2 protein-coding genes are annotated in these 1,272 nt (G+C 64.2%); both read right to left on the reverse strand.

The window, feature by feature from the left end; genetic code table 11:
- Positions 1–14: 14 nt before the first annotated feature.
- Positions 15–362, reverse strand: a complete 348-nt coding sequence (locus BN873_RS15565) for a phage tail fiber protein (RefSeq protein ID WP_048675806.1) — start codon at positions 360–362, stop codon at positions 15–17.
- A 28-nt stretch (positions 363–390) separates the two neighbouring features.
- Positions 391–1,272 (reverse strand): hypothetical protein (locus tag BN873_RS20515; RefSeq protein WP_171820504.1); only part of this gene is annotated, 882 nt, incomplete at its 5' end.

Here is a 1,272-nt window from a genome sequence, read left to right on the forward strand (position 1 = left end):
GCCATGAGGGGTCCTTAGGCGACATCCGCCAGCGTGAGTTGGGTTGCGGTGGTGATCTGGTATTGACCGAGCGCATTGGCGCTGGTATCGCCGGTCAACGCGCGTGCACCCCGAAAGGTCGCGCCTGCCCAAAAGCCGATCCAGGCCACAGCCTGATTGGGCGTCAGGGTGAAATCAACCGCCGTACTGAGCGCGCGCTCTCCGCTGGCAGCCGCGGCAAAGGTGCAGCTTTGGCGGCTATAGCCCCCGCCGGCCACTTCGTTGGCCGTGCCAGCGGCGCCGGGATCGGCGGTATGAAGGCTCAGCGTGTTGATATCGCTGGCCGCTAATAACAGGTTTTTAAAGGCTACAGTGGAAGACATACAATCTCCAGAAGAGGGATGAGGGATATCACGTCAACACCGCCGTCAGCGGCAAGGTGAGGGAGAGGCGACACGCATCCGGGTCGGTGGGTTGCCAGTCGAATACATCGCGGATGGCCAGGGTATCGGCATCAATCCGGGCCAAGGCGGCTAAGTCGGGTTGGCTGATGTGCGGAATCAGCACGATGGGCGCGTCGTCGGCCTGCTTGCAATCATCCATCAGGTGCAGCAGCGTGGCCCACTCGGCCCGCCGCAGGTTGTTTTCCCAGCGTAACTCGCCACTGAAGCCCGATCCCAGATAGGCCGCTCGCGGGTTGGTGCCCTCGCTGCGGGCCATGGCGTAATCCCGTCGCAAGGTCAGGGCAGCGTTGTACAGCGGCGCAAAGGGATCACCGGCATAGAGCCAGCCCAGACTCATCCCTGCCGCGTTGCTCAGGGTGAGGGTGAGGGTGCGCACCGTGGTGAGCGGTGCGAGCAAGGGCATGATGAGAGGTCCGTCGTTGATCGTGGGCGTTAGCGTGGCCAGCACGCTGGCGGTGGCATCGTAGAGCGTAATGACCACCGTGGCCGGTGCTATCAGGCCATGGCGCAACAGGCCCACCAGGCTGATGGTTTGCGCCGTTGGCCAGGTGATCGTTAATACCGCCGCCGATCCAGACCAGCGCCACTGCTCGCCATGCGGACTGCGCACCGCCGCGACCCCATGGCCTTGCCGGACTGAAAAGCGGTAGCGATCCCCCGATACAAAACTCGGTGCTGCCCCCGGAACGAACGCCGCACTCAGCCCGTCAGCCAGCGGCACACTGGCCGCTAGGGCGGTATCCGATGACCAAGACCCGCTATCCTTGCGCCAGCGGAAGCGCCCGCCCACCTCCACGCTGAAGCGGAAGGCATCGCGCAACGCAAAGGG

Source organism: Candidatus Competibacter denitrificans Run_A_D11 (assembly GCF_001051235.1).
In the GTDB taxonomy this organism is placed as follows: Bacteria; Pseudomonadota; Gammaproteobacteria; order Competibacterales; family Competibacteraceae; genus Competibacter_A; species Competibacter_A denitrificans.

Excerpts from the sequence above, each read along its gene's own strand:
- BN873_RS15565 (WP_048675806.1), bottom strand. The coding sequence starts at position 362 with ATGTCTTCCACTGTAGCCTTTAAAAACCTGTTATTAGCGGCCAGCGAT.